Source organism: Bifidobacterium sp. ESL0784 (genome assembly GCF_029433295.1).
Classification (GTDB): Bacteria; Actinomycetota; Actinomycetes; order Actinomycetales; family Bifidobacteriaceae; genus Bifidobacterium.
In genome coordinates this window covers 275,625-295,482 of record NZ_JAQTHV010000003.1, presented here as the reverse complement: position 1 = coordinate 295,482, position 19,858 = coordinate 275,625, and the positions used below count along the sequence as shown (strand labels likewise).

16 protein-coding genes are annotated in these 19,858 nt (G+C 47.6%); 10 read left to right on the top strand and 6 right to left on the bottom strand.

Translation table 11 applies throughout. The features are described 5' to 3' along the window. The first annotated feature begins 30 nt into the window (after positions 1–30). The 4 genes from pflA (at position 31) to PT279_RS05735 (ending at position 3,019) form a co-directional block, all read left to right on the top strand. Complete coding sequence (gene pflA, locus PT279_RS05750) at positions 31–912, top strand: pyruvate formate-lyase-activating protein (RefSeq protein WP_277166606.1); 882 nt, start codon at positions 31–33, stop codon at positions 910–912. A gap of 113 nt (positions 913–1,025) precedes the next feature. Beyond that, positions 1,026–2,198, top strand: a complete 1,173-nt coding sequence (locus tag PT279_RS05745) for a hypothetical protein (RefSeq protein ID WP_277166445.1) — start codon at positions 1,026–1,028, stop codon at positions 2,196–2,198. 132 nt (positions 2,199–2,330) lie between these two features. Further along, complete coding sequence (locus PT279_RS05740; protein ID WP_277166444.1) at positions 2,331–2,618, top strand: AbrB/MazE/SpoVT family DNA-binding domain-containing protein; 288 nt, start codon at positions 2,331–2,333, stop codon at positions 2,616–2,618. 5 nt (positions 2,619–2,623) lie between these two features. Beyond that, positions 2,624–3,019 (top strand): putative toxin-antitoxin system toxin component, PIN family, encoded by a 396-nt coding sequence (locus PT279_RS05735; RefSeq protein WP_277166443.1) that lies wholly within the window; start codon positions 2,624–2,626, stop codon positions 3,017–3,019. A 9-nt stretch (positions 3,020–3,028) separates the two neighbouring features. Here PT279_RS05735 and PT279_RS05730 read toward each other — a convergent pair whose 3' ends face one another. Further along, the gene (locus PT279_RS05730; RefSeq protein ID WP_277166442.1) at positions 3,029–6,532 is read right to left on the bottom strand and encodes an SIR2 family protein; all 3,504 of its coding nucleotides are present in this window, start codon (positions 6,530–6,532) and stop codon (positions 3,029–3,031) included. A gap of 403 nt (positions 6,533–6,935) precedes the next feature. On the opposite strand from PT279_RS05730, the gene ileS reads away from it, so the two are divergent. After that, the gene (gene ileS / locus PT279_RS05725; protein WP_277166441.1) at positions 6,936–10,316 is read left to right on the top strand and encodes a mupirocin-resistant isoleucine--tRNA ligase; all 3,381 of its coding nucleotides are present in this window, start codon (positions 6,936–6,938) and stop codon (positions 10,314–10,316) included. A gap of 315 nt (positions 10,317–10,631) precedes the next feature. Here the strand turns inward: ileS and PT279_RS05720 are convergent, their stop codons facing one another. From PT279_RS05720 to PT279_RS05705, 4 genes are all read right to left on the bottom strand, one after another. Then, complete coding sequence (locus PT279_RS05720) at positions 10,632–10,796, bottom strand: hypothetical protein (RefSeq protein WP_277166440.1); 165 nt, start codon at positions 10,794–10,796, stop codon at positions 10,632–10,634. A 272-nt stretch (positions 10,797–11,068) separates the two neighbouring features. Next, positions 11,069–11,476: a hypothetical protein gene (locus PT279_RS05715; protein WP_277166439.1), complete on the bottom strand. Its 408-nt coding sequence runs from the start codon at positions 11,474–11,476 to the stop codon at positions 11,069–11,071. A gap of 394 nt (positions 11,477–11,870) precedes the next feature. Continuing rightward, entirely contained in the window at positions 11,871–12,842 is a 972-nt protein-coding gene (locus PT279_RS05710; protein ID WP_277166438.1) for a thioredoxin domain-containing protein, read from the bottom strand. A 290-nt stretch (positions 12,843–13,132) separates the two neighbouring features. Next, positions 13,133–14,113, bottom strand: a complete 981-nt coding sequence (locus PT279_RS05705; RefSeq protein WP_277166437.1) for a thioredoxin domain-containing protein — start codon at positions 14,111–14,113, stop codon at positions 13,133–13,135. A gap of 369 nt (positions 14,114–14,482) precedes the next feature. Here PT279_RS05705 and PT279_RS05700 point away from each other — a divergent pair, with 369 nt between their 5' ends. Continuing rightward, on the top strand, positions 14,483–15,817 hold the full coding sequence (locus tag PT279_RS05700) for a TraX family protein (protein ID WP_277166436.1): 1,335 nt from the start codon (positions 14,483–14,485) through the stop codon (positions 15,815–15,817). 256 nt (positions 15,818–16,073) lie between these two features. Here PT279_RS05700 and PT279_RS05695 read toward each other — a convergent pair whose 3' ends face one another. Then, positions 16,074–17,060 (bottom strand): thioredoxin domain-containing protein, encoded by a 987-nt coding sequence (locus PT279_RS05695; protein ID WP_277166435.1) that lies wholly within the window; start codon positions 17,058–17,060, stop codon positions 16,074–16,076. A 261-nt stretch (positions 17,061–17,321) separates the two neighbouring features. Between PT279_RS05695 and PT279_RS05690 the strand changes: the two genes are divergently transcribed. From PT279_RS05690 to PT279_RS05675, 4 genes are all read left to right on the top strand, one after another. Further along, positions 17,322–17,510, top strand: a complete 189-nt coding sequence (locus tag PT279_RS05690; RefSeq protein WP_277166434.1) for a hypothetical protein — start codon at positions 17,322–17,324, stop codon at positions 17,508–17,510. 146 nt (positions 17,511–17,656) lie between these two features. Continuing rightward, entirely contained in the window at positions 17,657–18,562 is a 906-nt protein-coding gene (locus PT279_RS05685) for a hypothetical protein (RefSeq protein WP_277166433.1), read from the top strand. Then, a complete protein-coding gene (locus tag PT279_RS05680; protein ID WP_277166432.1) occupies positions 18,556–19,467 on the top strand; it encodes a hypothetical protein in 912 nt (303 codons plus the stop codon). Before PT279_RS05685 ends, PT279_RS05680 begins: the two co-directional genes overlap by 7 nt. Next, the gene (locus tag PT279_RS05675; RefSeq protein WP_277166431.1) at positions 19,467–19,835 is read left to right on the top strand and encodes a hypothetical protein; all 369 of its coding nucleotides are present in this window, start codon (positions 19,467–19,469) and stop codon (positions 19,833–19,835) included. The genes PT279_RS05680 and PT279_RS05675 overlap by 1 nt, the downstream gene beginning before the upstream one ends. Positions 19,836–19,858 lie beyond the last annotated feature (23 nt).

The window sequence follows — 19,858 nt, the reverse complement described above, 5'->3', positions numbered from 1 at the left end:
AGAAAGCAGAATTTGACAAGGAGGGCAATGATGTCCGAAACCACTCAATTTAGAACGACGACGCAGCACATGCTGAAGGTTTCGAAAGTATATGCCAAGCACACGTTGATGGGCGGTCTTTCGGGTTTTCAGTCTCCTATAGGTCTTGATCGTCACGACCGCATCGACGCGCTGCGCACTGGCGAGATCGGCTTCGTCCATTCATGGGACATCAATACATCCGTCGACGGGCCGGGCACCAGAATGACCGTGTTCATGAGCGGATGCCCGCTTCGCTGCCAGTTCTGCCAGAATCCTGACACGTGGAAGATGCGTGACGGCCAGCCGGTCTATCTCGACGACATGATCGAGCGTGTCACCCGCTATAAGGACGTCTTCCAGAGCACCGGCGGGGGAGTGACCTTCTCGGGCGGCGAGTCGATGATGCAAGGCAAATTCGTCTCGCGCGTTTTTCATGCCGTGCATAAAGAAGGCATTCACACCTGCCTCGACACTTCCGGATTCCTTAGCAAGGACTGGACCGACGAGATGATCGACGATATCGATCTGTGTCTGCTTGATGTCAAGTCCGGCGACGAGAAGACTTACCATGAGGTGACCGGCAGCCAGCTCGCTCCGACCATCGCATTCGGCCAGCGTCTGAGCAAGGCCGGCAAGAAGATCTGGGTGCGTTTCGTTCTTGTCCCGGGTCTTACCGACAGCGTCGAGAACGTCGAGAACGTCGCCAAGATCTGCGAAAGCTTCGGTGATGCTGTCGAGCATATCGACGTCCTTCCGTTCCACCAGCTTGGTCGTCCCAAGTGGCATCAGCTCAACATCCCCTACCCTCTGGAAACCAAGGAAGGCCCGTCCAAGGAACTGAAAAAGCGAGTCCACGACCAGTTCAAGGCTCACGGTTTCGAGGTTTACTAAAGACTGGTACTTATAGAGCGTGAATGCTTGATAGGGCATATTTATCGTAATTTATTTCGATAAATATGCCTTTTTTACTTTGATAGATATCTGGCAAGAATGGAATAAGAATAATGTCAAGGCATAAGATTTCTCATAAAGCTTGGTTACGTAAAAAGACCATTGAAAGCGCGAAGAGTCATAAAGACCCGATGCCTGTCGAGGAACAAGTATTAAAAGATGAGAGGGTACTTAAGCTTCGTCAGAAACGTTTACAACAGGAAAAAGAAATTAGGCTAGCCAAAGAGACAAAAGAAAAACAGGTAAAAGAACAAGAAGAAGAGGAGCAGCAACAATGGGAGAAAAAGTTAGCTCAACTTAGGATTAAGCGTGATCAAGAGACAAAAGAACTTATTATAGAAATAAATAAACGTCATAAAGAAGAAGAGCAAAAACAACGTTTAGAATATGAAAACGACTATGTATCTTTTATTTGCAAGCCTAGAGGAGTGTCTGTAACTAAAAGAGTAAGCCAAATGAAACAGCCTAAGGGAGGATATGTTCATCCAAAATCCTTCATCTGTCTTGATCTGACTTCAGGTCGACCATTACTTGAACCTGAAAATATCCCTCCTTCAATTGTTGGAACAACCGTAGATTACATGACTCGCTGGCTGGATTGTAAGTCTATTGAGGACATTTTCATCTCATCTTTTGAGGGAGCAAGTGCCATCAATGAAGGGGATAAGGCATTTGATTTAGCGGATTCGATAAGCGGAGTTGACGATAAGTCGATAATTGCATGTTGTCGTTTGAGCGCATATGAGGCAATTTCCAGAACGCAGTATCGTATATCTCAAGGTGTAGAGGAAATTCTGCCTGACGCTGCAACGATAAACTCAATTCGCATCATGATTTCTCGTGCGCAGACGTGGCGTGAAAAATATGGACCAATCGTGGGTGACGGTTTTAAAGTCTTTGGCGGCGATGACACTCGATATATCGCGCAGGGTGAGGGCGACTTTTTGACAGCTGATACTTTATGGGATTTTAAAGTTTCGAAATCTGATTTGAAAACTCGTTATACCTTACAAGTTCTGGTCTATTATTTGATGGGCAAACATTCCAGAGAAGCTAAATTTGAAGGTATTAAGCGCTTGGGAATCGTAAATCCCCGATTAGATAAAGTTTATTTAAAAGAGATTTCCAAGATATCTGAAGAAGTAATTACTCAAGTCGAGAAAAAGGTAATTGGTTATGGGGCGCCATATCGAGGATGGAGTCCTGAAGAATATAGATTGCTTTAGGATTTTTAAGTTTCAAAAGGTTAGGACTTTGTCCACTTCAGTCTTTTGACAATATTGAGGTAGGTCTGAAAGAAATCTAATGCGAACCTCGTGGTATCGTAATAGTAAGAAATTTCTTACTTGTAAGGAGTGATGATGGGTGAAGTTATGGACGTGGCCAAAGTGACTTCCAAAGGACAGGTCACTATTCCGTCGGACGTAAGGAAAAGTCTTGGTATTCGTAAAGGTGACAAGGTTCTTTTCATCAAGATGGATGACGGAAGTATCGTTTTGAAAGGCTCCAACCTTGAAGCTGTTGATCGTGCATCTCAAGGATTCGCAGGAGCTGCGGAAAAAGCTGGATTGCACAACGAAGATGACCTCAATACACTTATTAAGGAGGTACGTATCGATAGAGCCAAAAGACAGGAAACACAATGAGAGTAATGATTGATACCAATGTGCTGCTCTCGGCTGTTATTTTTCATTCGTACAATATGGTCAGGGCCATACAAGTAGCATCGTGGAAGAACAACGACTTATTGCTTTCGACTTTCGAAATAGACGAAGCCCGCGAAGTAGTGATGCGAAAATGGCCTGAACATATTGATGTGTTCGAACAATTCCTATATGAGTTGAGTTTCGAGACAGTCGTTACGCCGCTGAATCCCAAACAGGGCTTGTTCGAGATTCGTGATCCAAACGATTACCCTGTTTTGTATTCGGCCGTTATCGGCGCGGCGGACGTCTTCGTCACAGGTGATAAAGATTTTGACGATGTCGAAGTGGACACCCCAGCCATCATGACGCCTGCGGAGTTTGTTACTAATTTCGCGTTTTGAGTTTGATTTTTAATCTTCGGGTGATTTCAAGTCAAATCCGTTTTCATAGGCCATAGCGTATAAATACTGCATCTTCTCTGCTTCCAGTACCTTTGCTAATTTCTCGAATAATTCTTGAAGTGCATAATTGGCAAATGGCGTATCTGGATGCGAATTCTTCAGCATTCGTTCAAAAAGTTTCAGTTTTGATGAATCTGCCCTGTCTATCTTGTCCAATGAAAACATTATATCTTCAGTAAGATAAGGTGTAATGTTTTCGAATTCTTTGATTGCTTTATTTAAATCATCTGTGTTTAGATAAAATAGATCTCTACAAAGCCAGTTAATTTCTTCTGGGGAATTGTCGCGAGGCAAACCATTGCAACGGTTTTGGAAATATTCATGCAACCAGGATGACCATATCTGTTTAATTATCTTTTCGTTGCATTGAGATAGTTCATGAAAAATCGTTACTTTTGCGAATTCTAAAGGATTTCCATAGATTATAATCGACGACATCAATTTTTGTTTTATCGGAAGGGCGAGATTTTGCGATACCGAAAGGGTTTCAAAAACAAGCAGCTCTAGGATTCTAAGAGTTCCGTCGTCAGGAGTTCCCCATTTCTCGCAATTTTGCATGCCGTACAGTAGTTCTTTGTCGAAACCAGCGTCGATTATTTTTGCATCGATTTGTCTAGAATTAAGTAAATATGAATTCCAACACCAATAATCGGTATCTGATTTCGAGAATAATGGGAAAATTTGTTTTGCAACGAACTCTGGATACATTTCAAAGAGATTGAACATTCTGTATGCAAATGTTCCAGCTACTGTCTGATATGTTGGAAAATCTGTATTTAATAATGTTACGAATTTTTCTTCGAATTTCTTGGTTTTTGGAGTCTTTAGCGCATAATCAATCCAATATTTTGTGATGATTCCGGGCCATTCATTAACTGTGCTCATTGAAGGATTCATTGTCAGGTTAATGGCAGTGTATTCAGATGCCTGACAATCCCATAATCTAGTTGCAAGTTTTGATAAGTTTTGGAAGTTTTCAATATCATTTGAAGAAGATCGGGTCTTTGCCTCAATAAAGCGTGCAATAGGAAGAGCTAGCTTTGAGTTTGTGACGCAGGGCTCCAGTGCTGAAACCACTTTTGTCAACACTGTATTAGTTGAATTTTCCCATCCTTTGATAATGGCAGCAATTATTAAAGAGGATTTATCGTTATTGATAGTATTATCTGCTTTAACCGCTTCTAGAATATTCAAGCTCACATCGGTATTGGATACGCTCAGCCTCGTGAGTTGTTCAGTTCCTCCATCAAAAGTTCCTCCCGGCGCAAACGGATGCTCTCGATGGGTTGGTAGTGAAGCAAGCAGAGTGACCAGTGACTTCGGATTTTCCTTGGCTTCGAATATAAATTTGTCATCGGTTAGAGGATTTTCATCTGCAAAATCGACCATGCCTGAAGAGATGACGAAATCTAAATCAGGATGTTCTCGTGGAGCAAACTTTTCCTGTTTTGCAATTCGATCTCGTTCTTTTTCAGCCTCATTCCAATTGGGCACTGAATCACACAACCAAACAAGAAGATTGTATTTATCATATTCAAAACTTCGTTTATCTAAAAAGGCTTTATCGTATGGGCCATCCAGAGCTTTCGCCAATATCGTATTTTTTGTTGTTTGTGAGGCTAAATAAAGATTGTCTCTTAACAAACAAAATGTTTCATGTTTAGCTGGATTGTTATATAACAGATTATTACTATTCAGCCATTGGATTTTTGTATCAGGCGGTATGTTTTGGCTATGATTTTCTAAATCGATAGCCAGCCGTATGAAAACAGGATAAGACATTTTCATCCAATGATTAATGAGTTCGTTAGAGTTTGAGTAGCTTTGTCCTAAGCTTCTCAATGCGTCAATAATTGCGTCTGGAACTGTGGGGTAATGATCTCTATCTTCTTCTGATGCCTCGATTCGAGGACGTTGGAAGCCAATAACGTTATCTATAAATAAACTATCTCCATTTTGGGAATGAGCCAGGTTGTACGCTTCAAGTAAAGAATTTTCAAGAATTATGAAAAGTTGATACTTGTTGTAAGATTTGTCCTTCTTAATTAGCTTGAGCTGTTTCTTGATGGCGTCTGGTTTTATCTGCCATGAAATTGTCCCAGACTGCTTAGAAATGAATGGTCTTAACGAGGCAGATAATAATGTCAAAGGCATGCCAGTGGAGCTATAACCATATGCAAACATATCAGGGTCTGGCCAGTTAATTAAAGTTTGCCTGGGCACTGAGGTCATTAAATAAGTTGCTATCTTATCGGTTTTTTGTGGATGCTCACTTATTGAAAAAATTGAAGCACGGCATAATTCGTAAAAGAGTGTGTCGGATAATGGTTTTCCGTTTAAAAGTGAGAGCGCTACATCAGCCGAATCAGAATTCGAAACAAAATAAGTTATAAACCAAGATAGGATTTTGCCTTCATATTTTTTATCTTTGTCTGGTTCTTTGCCTTCAAATAATTCTCGAAAGTCCGGTACGCTTAAAATCCAACGTAACCATTCTAGACTCGACTGAGCGATATCTGCAAAAACTTTGACTCCATCAACGGTATGGAGTTGTTTGATTAGATAATCATTGTCTGTCTTGGATAATGTAGTATGATTCATAATTTCCTGAAGACGCGCTTTTCTTCCGGCGCGGTTACTTGAAATATCTTGATACCAATGTTCCAGAGCTTCAGGAAGTTCTGAGAAATCGCCATTATGGACTGGATATTCAACTGGAATTATTTTTAGATGTTCCCACTTTTGTTTTTCTTTCGCTTTTTTGATTTTGGGACAGAGAACATATCTTTTTGTTTCTGACGGTAATCCCATAGCCAAATATTGCATCAAAGTATCATCATGACTGTATCCAATGAATAGAACTGTGTAATTTTTGAACATGTCCAAAAGGAATCTGGTAGCCCAAGCTTCAGAAAGATACGCACTTGCAAAATCTCGATCTGAAAGGACTAAGGGAGAATCTTGATCGTCATATTTGCCGTGAATATGAACGATTCCTTTGAATGATTTACCAGATGGAAGTGCTGGTGCAGTATAAACATGTGGAGGAGTTTGTTGGGCATCAATACTGGCTTGTTCTAGTAATGTATCGTAATTTGTGGTGACAATTTTTAATTCATGTTTATTTGTGGCAGCTAAGCGCACTATAGCTCGGTGGGTTCTATTGGGCTTTGCACCTGCATTTGCGAAGAAATTACGTGTGTGGTACTGCTGATCAAAATTTCTGGGCAAATTTCCTATAAATGAATCTAAAGCTTCATTATGGCAAGGGTCGTTCTCTTCTGGACCAGGAACACCCGCTTCTTCTGCTAATCTATCTGCAAGTCCCTTAAATAGAGGAAGATTGGATGGATCGCTTCTGGAGGCGCCAGCTCCGACAAAGAATACGAGCTTATTGTCATCCAATGCATCAAGAACTTCATCTGGTACATTTACACCTTTGGTAATTTGCATCTTTGCCTCGTCGTTAATTTGAAGTTACTCTGTTAGTTTCATATTTTGATATTTATTTTACATGTAAGTAAATAGAGCCGTTCCTTTTTAAGATGGTGCTTTATCTTGTTTCAGATATCGGAAAAGAAATTTCACAATCGTGATGAGGTGTTAATATGGCTTTCATAAGCACTGATCCGTTATCGGCGGGGAGCTTTTGGAAGAACGGCTGTTCATTTGGTTGGATGGCTTATTAGAACCGACGGGTGGGCCCGAGACAGCCTGTACTTCAAGCGGTTGTGTTGTGTGGTGCGTTCAAGTATCCGCAGCTCAACAAGCGAGGTGGTACCGCGGTAACGGCGCGTGTTAGCGCCTGTCATCGTCCTCGTGGTAGTCATGACATCTGCCAAGCGAGGAGACAACGGTGAGCGAAACCACCAATTCCCATGTGTATCCCAAGGCGTCTGTAGGCGAGCAAAGCGCACACGTCGCGCCGAACCCGAGCTTCCCCAAAATGGAAGAATCGGTGCTCGACTATTGGGACAAGGACGATACCTTTGAAAAGTCCGTCGAACGCAACCCCAGCGGTGACCACAGCGACAACGAATTCGTCTTCTTCGACGGCCCGCCGTTCGCCAACGGCCTGCCGCACTACGGCCACCTCCTGACTGGCTACGCCAAGGACGTCATCCCGCGCTATCAGACCATGAAGGGCCGCAAGGTCAACCGTGTCTTTGGCTGGGACACCCACGGCCTGCCCGCCGAACTTGAGGCGCAGAAGGAACTTGGCATCGAATCGGTCGACCAGATTGAGGAGATGGGCATCGAGAAGTTCAACGATGCCTGCCGCAAGTCCGTTCTCAAATACACCAACGAGTGGAAGGATTACGTCCACCGTCAGGCCCGCTGGGTCGATTTCGAGCACGGCTACAAGACGCTGAACACCACGTATATGGAATCGGTGATGTGGGCGTTCAAGACGCTTTACGACAAGGGCCTGGCCTACAAGGGCTACCGTGTGCTGCCGTATTGCCCGAAGGACCGCACCCCGCTTTCCGCGCACGAGTTGCGCATGGATGCCGACGTCTATCAGGACCGTCAGGACACCACGGTCTCCGTCGCTGTCAAGATGCGCGATGAGGATGACGCCTACGCCGTCTTCTGGACCACGACGCCATGGACCACACCCACCAACTTCCTCATCGTTGTGGGCGAGGACATCGATTACGTCGAGGTCAAGCCAACCGAGGGCAAGTTCGCTGGCAAGAAGTTCTACCTCGGCAAGCCGCTGCTCGGCTCGTATGCCAAGGAACTCGGCGAGAACTACGAGGTCGTCCGAAAGCTCAAGGGCAAGGAGCTGGTCGGTCGCCGCTACTGGCCGGTCTTCCCGTACTTTGCAGGGGAGGAGGCCGAGTCCGAAGGGCACGTCCCCGGGCCGAACGCCTACCAGATCCTCGCGGCCGACTATGTCGACACCGTCGAAGGTACTGGTCTGGTCCATCAGGCTCCCTATGGCGAAGACGATATGAACACGTTGAATGCCAACGGTGTCAACTCCATCGACGTGCTCGATGCCAGCTGCACCTTCACCTCCGCATGCCCGGATTACGAGGGCATGTACGTTTTCGACGCCAACCTGCCGATTCTGCGCAACCTGCGCAACGGTGACGGCCCGCTGGCCCGCATCCCCGAGGACCACCGTGCCCTGCTCTTCCAGGAGAAGAGCTACGTGCACTCCTACCCGCATTGCTGGCGCTGTGGCACCCCGCTGATCTACAAGCCGGTCTCCTCCTGGTTCGTTTCCGTCACCAAGATCAAGGACCGCTTGCTGGCCAACAACCAGAAGATCAACTGGATTCCTGAAAACGTCAAGGACGGCCAGTTCGGCAAGTGGCTGCAGAACGCCCGCGACTGGTCGATTTCGCGTAACCGCTTCTGGGGCTCGCCGATTCCCGTGTGGGTTTCCGACGACCCGAAGTACCCGCGCGTCGACGTTTACGGTTCGCTTGATGAGCTCAAGGCCGACTTCGGCGACTACCCACGCGACAGCGAGGGCAACGTCAACATGCATCGGCCCTATATCGACAATCTGACGCGTGTCAACCCCGACGACCCGACCGGCAAATCGCACATGCACCGCATCTCCGACGTGCTCGATTGCTGGTTCGAATCCGGTTCCATGCCATTCGCCCAGTTCCATTACCCCTTCGAAAACAAGGAGTATTTCGAGCAGCATTTCCCGGCTGATTATGTAGTTGAATACATCGGCCAGACCCGCGGCTGGTTCTATGTGCTACACGTCATGGCCACGGCCCTCTTCGACAAGCCCGCCTTCAAGAACGTCATCTGCCACGGCATCGTGCTCGGCGACGACGGCCAGAAGATGAGCAAGCACCTCAGGAACTACCCGGACGTCAACGGCGTGTTCAACGATTACGGTTCCGACGCGATGCGCTGGTTCCTTATGTCCTCGCCGATCCTGCGTGGTGGCAACCTCATTGTCACCGCCGACGGCATTCGCGATACCGTTCGTCAGGTGCTGCTGCCGGTGTGGAGCTCGTATTACTTCTTCACGCTCTATGCCAACGCGGCCAACGGAGGCAAGGGGTACGACGCTCGCGCGCTAAAGCATGAGGAAGTCGCCGGACTGCCGCAAATGGACCGCTACCTGCTGGCCCGTACTCGCAGGCTCGTCGTGAGCGTCGAACATGCGCTCGACACCTTCGCCATCTCCGACGCCTGCGCTGCGGTGCAGGACTTCATCGACATGCTCACTAACTGGTACATCCGCAACAACCGCGAACGCTTCTGGGATGAGGATGAGAACGCCTTCAACACGCTTTACACCGTGCTTGAGGTATTGATGCGCGTCATGGCTCCGCTGGCCCCGATGGAATCCGAGTCGATCTGGCGCGGGCTTACCGGCGGGGAATCGGTGCATCTCGCCGAATGGCCGTTCGTCACCGTTCAAGACGAGGAATCGCACGATGTCGGCGCGAACGCTGAAACCACCGGCGAGCTCAACCGGGGCAAGGAAACCGAGCTGGGTCGCGTCTTGGTGGATGAACCTGCGTTGGTCGACGCCATGGAGCAGGTGCGCGAGGTCGTTTCCGGCACGCTTTCGCTGCGCAAATCCTGCCAGATTCGCGTGCGTCAGCCACTCGCCAAGCTCACCGTCCTGGTCGAGAATCCCGAAGGTGTCGCCGAATACGACGACATTCTGAAGACCGAGCTCAATGTCAAGGACGTGGAATTCTCCACGCTCGCCGACGCAGGCAAGCACGGTTTGAAGATCGTGCACGACTTGAAGGTCAATGCGCGTGCCGCCGGTCCGAGGCTTGGCAAGCAGGTGCAGCTCGCCATCAAGGGCTCCAAGTCCGGCAACTGGCACGTCGACGCATCCGGTGCGCCGGTCGTAGAGACGCCGAACGGCGACCTCAAGCTGGAAGATGGCGAATACACGCTGATCAACCAGGTCGAGGAAGTCGGTGCCGATGATCGCGCCAACGATGTTTCCGCAGCGCTTCCTGGCGGCGGTTTCGTCATTCTCGACACGGCGTTGACCGATGACCTCATCGCCGAAGGCTATGCACGAGACGTCATCCGCGCCGTGCAGGATGCCCGCAAGGAAGCCGATCTTGACATCGCCGACCGTATCAGCCTAAAGCTCGATGTGCCGGTCGCCGATGCGCCGAAGGCCGAGCAGTTCCGTGACCTTATTGCCCACGAAACGCTCGCCACGACGCTCGACATCAACGCCGACACGTCCGCCGACGAGCTGAAAGTCACGGTCGCCAAGCAATAGCGGTAACAGCCGTTGCTGGTTCAACGGTTATTACCGGAATATGGCCAGCAAGACGGTAGAGCGGTAAAAACAAAAGAGTTGTGGGCCAACCGAAACGGATATCGGTTGGCCCACAACTCTTTTTACGTCGTGACAGGTCTTATTCTAAAGCTTGGAGAAAGCTCACCCATGCGTAATGCAAAATGCATCCGGAATGCTATCGGAAGCCCTCATTTGATGACGCTCAGTACTCCGTCCGGGCCAATGGCAGGCAGGAAGTCGGGATTGCCGACCTGCATGTAATCGAGGCCGATGCTGCCGCAGAACTGCTTGGCGCTATGCGAAAGATCGGCCGAACACGTCCACCGGCCAGATATGGCCGTCGACCCTGATGGTGGGGGTGAAGAAGCTGTGGATGCCTTGCACTGTGGTGTAGAGTTCCTTGCGTTTCCAGTCGTAGTTCGTGGCTTTGGTGACGTAGTCCGCATACATACCGTTCATCGCAGCTTTGGCGACATCCGGCTGATGGCTTGGGCCGCGATCCGGTCGTTGCTGACATCCCTGTAATGATTCTCGTCCGGCTGGAATCCTCGCTCAAAGAGGGCCGACACAAATGCAGCAGTGTGCTCGGTGTCATGCTCCGAGACATAGGCCACAGCGCTGGCGGTACGTGTGGAATACTGCTTGCTCTGAGGGGTGTCCAGGAAATTGCCACATGGAATTCAAGGTTGATCTGCCGGGCGTTCTGCATACGCATCAGCGTGGGCTCGAGTTCATAAGTCAACTTGCCGCAGTATGGGCACAAAAAGTCCTCGTAGACTTCCACCGTCGGCGCCTTGGGGTTTGTACTGTGCCTTCGTATAGGCTCTCAGCCCACCCTGCTTGGTGGCGTTCGCCGGTTTGTTTGCCACTTGTTGCAATTGTTGGTATGGCTGTGCAAGAGCTTCGGGGGAGCTTTCGGCAGCGGCTGCCTTGTGGTTGTTCCACACTCTGATGCTCGTGATTATAACGATTGCCGCCACGATTATGACGGTGATGGACAGGATGATATTGCGTAATTTTCGTTCCCTTTTGTTGGTGTGGCTGTCCGTCGCCGCGTTCGCTATCGCGGTTGTTTCTGCCCCCTGAACCGGTTCGGTGTCGTCCTGCTCCTGTTGACTGACGCTGTCGTTGATATTCACTTCAAACTCTTCCCGTTGTTTGCGCGATGAAGATATAGCCATTGCAGAATTAATACCGTCACTGTATCTAGAACACATAAAAGCTTAGATGGTATTATTTTACTTCAAATGGATATCGTTTAACTAATATTCTGAAGATAGTGTTAAGAAATGCCGAAAAATGTCAATAATTAGATAAAATACTATAGATAAACTAAAAACTATAAATTAAATAGTATTTTCCTGATAAAATATTTCCTATAGTAATGAAAAGAAACCATATTTAAATCTCAGAAAAATAATAAGTAAAATAGCGATAGAGAAGAAGCAGGTTATTTCTTGGCCGGTGGTGTCTCCGTATCCTAGGCATTTTCATGGCATGCCGAACGCCTTTGCGGCCGAAGCCTTGATATTCCTATTTTCCGCTAGAGGTGTCCGCGCCGATTGACGGCAAGACGTTGGGATTGCCGATGTCCGTTGGGCGCAGTCCCAGATTTCCGCTGAACCGCTGAACGATTTTGCCGTCGTTGTCGGTGGTGTTGAGTTCCGACACACTCTCATTGATGCGGATTGTCGGAGGGTAAAATCCTCTGGTGCCATGCATGGAGGTAAACAGCTCTTTTCGTTTGCTGGTATAGACGGTCGCTTTGCTAATGAAGGTCGAGTATGGAGCTTTCACCGACGCCTCGGCGATGTCGCGGCTCACTCCTGCTTTGGTCGCTTGTCCCACGATTTGCTCGTCGGTGACATCCTTGTAGTGAATGGCATCCGGCTGGAAATCCTTTTCGAAGAGCGCGCCGACGAACGCCGTGACGTGGTCGGGGTCGTGTTGAGAAACGTAAGCCACCGCATTCGCGGCTCTGGTCGAATATTTGTTGGTGGAAGGAGTGTCGTACAGATTGACGATATGGAACTCAAGGTTGATCTGTCGGGCTGCCTGCAGTTTTTCGAGTGTCGGTGTAAGCGCGCGGGTCAGATCCCCGCAGTACGGGCAGAGGAAATCCTCGTAGACTTCCACTGTCGGCGCATCGGGATTACGTTCGTCTTGCCGGTAAGCAAGCAGCCCGCCCTCTTCGGTGGAGCTGGTCGGTTTGTCAATGACCCTTTGCAGCTGGTCGTAAGCCTGTTCTTGGGTCTGGGGGAGTGCCTGCTTTGACTTCTTGCCTTGATTGATACCGATGGAAAGACCGATGACCAGCACCAATACCATCACAATGAGCGTTGCGATGCCGCCGATAATCAGTTGGTTACGGCTTATGACGCCTCCGTGCTGCCCAATATGTGTTTTGTCGTTATGAACGCTTTCGGGAGGTGTTGAAGTCAGAAGAGGCGGGTTCTTTCGTCTTTTGGGAGTGTACGACCGGGAATGCTTGCCAACCTTACTCATTTCCTGATCACCCGATTCCCTTCGCAGTGTTCTTTTCGGACGTCGCCGAAATCCCGATTATGCCAATATGATGGATTTTATCTCTTTGTTGAGATAATCATGTGTTTGATCGATACATACCAACTGTCGAATCTGCCATCTATGGCGGTTGTGAACGTGATACAGAACAGAGGCGGCAACGAGTCCTAAATCCTTGAAGGTTCCGGGCAAGGCAAGTAACCGGGGGTTGCTGTCAGATAATTCCCGGAATATCGAGCTGGTGCGCGAATGTATGGATATCGTCAGGGGCATCAGACTTTCCGGGGTTCTTCGTTGGCGCCGATGGAAGGAAGGATCTTGTGGTTGCCGACGTCTTTTGATTTGATGCCTAGGCCGTGTTCGAAATCGGCGACAAGATCGTTGTAATTGATGCCGTCCAATGACCATATATGGTTATTGACGCGAATCAGAGGCGTACCGAAACCGCCTTGCGGATGCAGAGCATAGTCGCACAACTCAGGCCGGTGGAGAGTGGTATAGGTGTTTGCCTTATCCATATATTCTGTGTACGTGCCTTGCATTGCCTTGGTCGCTGTGGTTTTGTCGATGCCGGCTTTGACGGCCTGGCAGATGATCTGGTCGTCGCTTACCGGTTTGTAGGCGGTCTCGCTGGGCTGGAAGTCCTTCGCGAACAGTTCTGAGACGAAACCCATCAGGTGGTCGGGGTCGTTGTCGGCGATATAGGCCGCGGCGCTCGCGGTACGCGATGAATAATGATCGGACGACTGGCCGTCAAGGAACGTGACCGGATGTACTTCGATATTGATTTGGTGCGCCTTGTTCATTTTTTCCAGTGTGGAATCCAACGTGCGGTTGAGCTCGCCGCAGGAAGGACACATGAAGTCGAGATAGATTTCGATGGTTGGGGCCTTGGCGTTGAGATTGGCTTTCTTGCAGGCGTAAAGACCGGCCTTGTTCGTGGCATTGGTAGGCTTTTGCGCCACTGCCTGCAAATCGCGGTAGGCGGCGGAAGCGGGTTGGCTTTTGATTCGCACGGACTCGTTGTGCCAGGTCCATCCGGTCACGCCGATTACGGCCACCAACGCCACGACAATCAGCATCACCAGAGCGCCGACCAACGTCTGCTGTCGACGCTCCTTCGCGGCGATTGCTGCGGCTTTGGCATCGGCAGCGGCCTTGGATTCCCGCCTTTGCATGGCCTGCTTCGAAGAGATTCGATCTTGTGCCATTCGTGTCGTCGTGGAATGCGTCTTCCCGTGTTCGCGTGACATCTTGCTCGGCTTTCCGTGTTATCCGATTGCGCATTTTATCCGTCATGAATCACTGCGAATAAAATCGCTTCTTGGTGTAATTATACAAGTTCAATGAGAAGTCTTGTTTGCTGCCTCTTTCGATTGCATGCCATGTAGTTTGGACGTATTTTTCTCACGGTATTTAGACAAAAGCGGATAATATTTCATCCTATAGAACGATGGCAGAGCAGTTGCGAATCCGTATTCTTGGATATTCGTAAGGGGCGTCAAGCCGGGTATCGCCAGCGACCTTCAGGGGACCGGCAGGTTTGAGGCTTCAAAAGCAAGACAAAAGATAAAACAAGAAGATTGATATCCGAGACTGACAACCACGAGGGGAATGGCTGATTGAAAGAGAATATCAACGTCATGAACAACAACATGGATGCCATGGCCACCGGAACGGCGAATGTGCCGGTTTTACCGGCGAGACCCGTATCCGCACCGTCCGGTACCTCGACAGGTTTCCGACGCCATGTCATCACAGGACATGGCATGTACGATAGGGGAGCAACGACGAACACCACTGCCTCAGTGAACGGCGAAGCCGCGAGTGTGGCGACTGGCAAAGCCCCCAATGCTCGGTTGGCCAGGCTTGCGAAGGCTGTGCCGGGCAACACTGCCAAAACGATGGCAGATGTTTCTGGTGCGCCGATTGACAGGGCTGCCGATCTGCATCTTAAGACCGCGCCTTCCGGTTTCTGGGGCAAGATTCGTTCCGGCCGCCTGGGGCTGACGACCTTCGACATCAAGATGATCGGCGTGGTCTTGATGGTGGTCGATCACATTCACCAGATGTTCGCCTCACACGGTGCGCCGAACTGGCTCGATTGGTTCGGCAGGCCCGTGGCTACGCTGTTCTTCTTCGTCAGTGTCATCGGCTTCTCGCACACGCACAGCAAAAAGGCCTATATGGTGCGGCTTTACGTGTGTATGGTGCTGATGGCGGTGCTCGACGTCGTGTTGCAGCAGGTAGTCAACTATGACGGCGCACAGCTGGTCAACAACATCTTCCGCGATCTCTTCATCGGAACGGTTTTCATGGCTGCGGTCGATTGCTTCGAGGCCGCGTTCAAGAAGCGCGGAAACAAGGCCTCCGCAGGATTCGGCGCAGCGGTGCGTGGAGGCGACGAGCGTACCGGTTCGGCACATGGTGTCATCGATCGCAATGATGCTGCCTCGGCGGGCGCAAACAGATCCGATGCCAGTCAGAGCGCAATGCACGCTGGTCGACATACCGGCAGTGTTACCCGTGGTTTCCGCGTGAAAAAGACCATGGAAGGCGTGCTGCTGCTTGCCCTGCCGTTCCTGCTTTCGCTTGTTCTTTTGCCGTTCCTGGCTCAAGGTGACGGTCCGCAAAGCCCAGTGATGATCTGGGTGTTGCGCGTGCTGACTGTGGTCGACCCAGCGATTCTGTTGGCCGAAAACACCGTCATGGTGCTGCTCATCCCCGTGATGTATGCGCTACGCAACGCGAAGTACAGTGTGATCTGGCAGAGCCTGGCCATCGCCGTGGTCGCGGTGTGTTATGCCTTTGCCGGACAGACGCAGTGGATCATGATCTTTGCCGTCATCCCGATCCTGCTTTATAACGGCGTCAAGGGGAGAGGAGACAAGTACTTCTTCTACATCTTCTATCCCGCGCATATCGCCGCGTTGTATGTGCTCGCAAGTCTTGTCTGAGAAAACGCATGACCGGTTTGGGCTTATCGCCCCGAAATAATCAGATAGAAGACCAATCGGTTTCTGAGAGCCTGATTGATCGGCCTGTTTCATCCGGGCTGGCGATCACAGTATCAGAAATGGATATAAGAAAGGTTCCGTCACCATGTCATCCTTGCGACGGAACCTTTCTTATATGTACTGCGGTTAATGTCGGATCATGCGATTTACGCATTTCAAATTTGCACGATCAATCAGACGGCAAAATACCGAATAATCACAGATACTTCTCCTCTATCGCTATCGCCTTGCCGTCCGCTCCGATCGAAGGGGTGACCCCAGGATCGCCGACTTGCTCGTCCTGAAGCCCGATGGAGTGAATAAGCGTGGGCTTGATGTCCTGGAGCACATGCAGCTTACGATAGTTCCACATGGTGCCGTTGATGCAGATGGTCGGGGTCGAGAAGCGGAACTCGTCCTGCAGATGTACATACAGCTCTTTGCGTCTGGTCGTATATTTCGTCGCCTTTTCGACGTAGTCGTTGTAGGTGCCCTTCGTCGCGTTTTCGGCGACGTCTTTGCTGACCCCCGCCTTTAGGGCGCGTTTGATGATTTCCTGATCGCTGACCTTGCGATTGTTGTCTTTGTTCGGCTGGTAGTCCTTGTCGAAAAGCGCCGTCGAGAAATCGAGCAGCTTGTCCGGCTCGTGCGAGGCGACGTAGGCGAAAGCGCTTGCAGAACGGGTGGAGTAGTGGTTCATCGTCTTGGAATCAAGGAAATTGACGGGATGGATGTAGAGGTTGATCTGTCTGGCCTGTTGCATTTTCTGCAAAGTCTCGGAAAGGCTGTGCTCCACGTTCGCGCAGCCAGGGCAGAAGAAGTCGACATAAAGATCGATGCTGGGCGCTTTGGGGTTGTAATCGCTGGCCTTGAACGCGGGCAGACCTCCCTGCTTGGTCATTCCGACCGGTTTCTGGCTCAGCTCCTGCAGTTGCTGGTAGTTGCTTTCCTCGCCGTGTTTGTGGTCCCAGAAGGCGTAGCAGCCGGCGATGATGATAATGACTGCCAGAGCCGCTGCGACGATACTGCAGATGATGATGGCGCGACGCTGCCGAGCCTTATCGTGAGCCGTCAAGGTTTCCGCCCCCGCTGTCGCTTCTTTTTGGTTTGCCGACGCTTCGATGCCGCCGTTGGCGTTTGCCGTATTTGCGTCTGTTCGTTCAGGCTTCCGAATGTCATTGCCTTGGCTATTGCCTGCTACCATGTCGCATCTCCCCCTGACCGACGCACAGTGTGACGAAAGTCTCATTTCTTATCTCTTTGAGAGTTTACTAGTTTTCCTGCTCAAACACCAATGCCAACAGTGTTCAAGGAGCTATTTGTATATAATTATAATTAACCCGCAGTAATATATCAAACAATCAATGTAATTAGTTTCATTGAATATAAATAAATGTGTAGAAATCTTGTATCTATATAAAATGGAATGCCATACCGTGAAAAATCAAAGATTATGGATTCCGTTATGCATGATCTATATGTCAACCACAATTCAGAAACTCTGTCTGAAGAAACAGGTGAGACGATGCGAGATATTTCTGATTTTGCGTTTGGTCTAAAAATGGTTATAAAAAATACGCGCAAACCGGGAATTGGTACAGGAACAAAAGAGCTTGACGAAAAGAAATATGAAGGTAGATTTATATCATATTGAGCTATTTGTAAAAGGCAGTGAAATATTAACTAGTTTCAAGTCATATATAACAGGTTTTTAACTTTATTCAATTTGGGTAAGTGTCAGTTCATCTTAAAAAATGAGAATAATCCTTGAATTAAGTAACGAAGTTATATAATGCCAATATGGCGCAGCAAAATATGAAGGTTTATTACTGGTTGCAAGGGTTTCAGTCAGAGGATGGAGACCCTAAAAATAATGATGGCTCTTGGATGCAAATTTTAATTAATCGTATGCAAAATGATTTTGTGAGCACATCTTCAAGTTCCACGACTCTTGATAGTGAAACTGCAATGTCATTAGGTAGCAATGAAAATGTTTATTTTTATATAGAGTTTGCACACCCTAATTTTTCACAAGATTTAATAGCATTTAAGCCAGAAGTGCCAGAGACGGGTTTCCATAGCTACACTGTTTCGCCTTTTGACACAGGTGGAGTAGCTACCGGAAAAATAGTATTGTCTGATGGAACTAGTCCGAAAGAATTAATTCAAAATAATTCTTTTGGTAGTGAGTATAAACAAAAATTTGCGGATTGGGCTAACAATCGAGCTTTTGATTCTCCTGTCGTTGACTATATTGATGGGAAATGCCCTAAAGAAACATTTTGTCATTCGATTAGCCCAACCGATTCAACCGGCAAGCCCGTTGAATGTCGGAATTGGATATGGGAAGTTAGAATGAAAAAGAAAATACAGAGGATTAATACAGGTAAAGTTGCTTTGACTATTCAGAAGTTAAAGAAACGAATTTGTGATATTTGTATGGGAAAGCAGATGCGAAGGGTAACTATGTTCAATAAAGGTGAAGTTTCCCTTACCGTTGCAAAATTGTGGATAGATGAAGGAGATTTAGAAAAAATCAAGAGGTACATTAGGGAAACGTACAAAGATTCAGAAAAAACTAGAATAGCAGCGCTTTTTTCTCCTAAGGAAAATCCTGTTATCCATAAAATTTCAGGAGAACATACTTATACAGCAGCTAGAGATTGGTTGAAAAAAGAACAATTAAAGGTAGGTGCAACATGGTAAAGCAACTTGTTCCCCTAGGTTTTGTAGGACCATTTGACTCAAGAATTGGTGGAATTGGTGCCTATAGGCCTACTTTTGCTTATGGCTTAGATAGTTATGTAGCATTAAAAAATGATTGGTCCTTCAATAAAAAGGATAGCTATGCAACTCTTTCAGAAAGTGATAAAAAATATACCAATGCATTTTCTTCAAAGTTATCTCAACAGTTGCGTCTTTCAGAAAATGATCTCGTATGGGCTTGCTCTAAAGAGTTTTATGATTCTGTCACGCACTGTGTAGACAGAATCATAGAAGTTTTTGATATGACGCGTTGGATACCTTATATCAATGGTTCGTATATTTCGATTGGCAGTAGTTGGGAATATATTTCGTTCTCAAAAAAAATGTTTTCAATTGCGGCCAAAATTTTAAATAAAGGATTAGGCGAACAGAATGGCGTTGGTATCACAATAGACGATAAGTTGAATAATGCCTTCAGCGTTTTAGATCAGATACAACCGTGCAAAGATAATAAAATCGGTCGGCCAAGCGAAAATCAATATATCGAAAGAGGATTATTTTATTATAAAACAGAGGGTAGAGATTCTACAAATTATAGACTAGTAGCTTCTGATGCGGCCGATTTTTTTACGAAATTTGAAAATAAGAAAATTTTCGATTTGAGAGTTGATTTAGCTAAAAACGCTGTTTCAGAGATTGAAGATGCAGATGAATTAGAGCCTACATATTATTTACCAACTGATGATTATCAAAAAGATAATTTCCATGAAGTGCTGAATGTTTTCAGTGACTCTTATGACTTGCACCATAAATCAAAATTTCAGAACTCAGATAGTGAGTTATTGGATATACTAGTGTCAGATATTCACCATAGTCGTATTTTAGATGATTCAGGAGATTACTAATGAGTAAACAAACATCTGAAGCTGAAGAAATTCTCAGGAAAGAGCTATATGAAGAAGAGATAGCAAGTCCTGACTATCAGCAACTTCTAAGACAAGCACAAAAAAATTATCATTCTGAGGTTTTTAATTCTGGTGATCTTGTTGAATGGAAACCGAATATGAAGAACCTTCAGTATCCCGAATATGGGGCTCCTGTCATTGTTGTTAAGATGACGGAAAAAGAGAGTTTGGATTCCGAACTTGCACCAAGTGTAGTTGTAAGACGCTCGGATATGCAGATAGGTATCATCGAAAAAGGTAAATTTACAGTTTTAAAGGTGGATAGCGCAAGGTTTAAATTATTTGAAAATAAAGAAAACTTAGACTGAATGCTGATATTATATTACGGAGG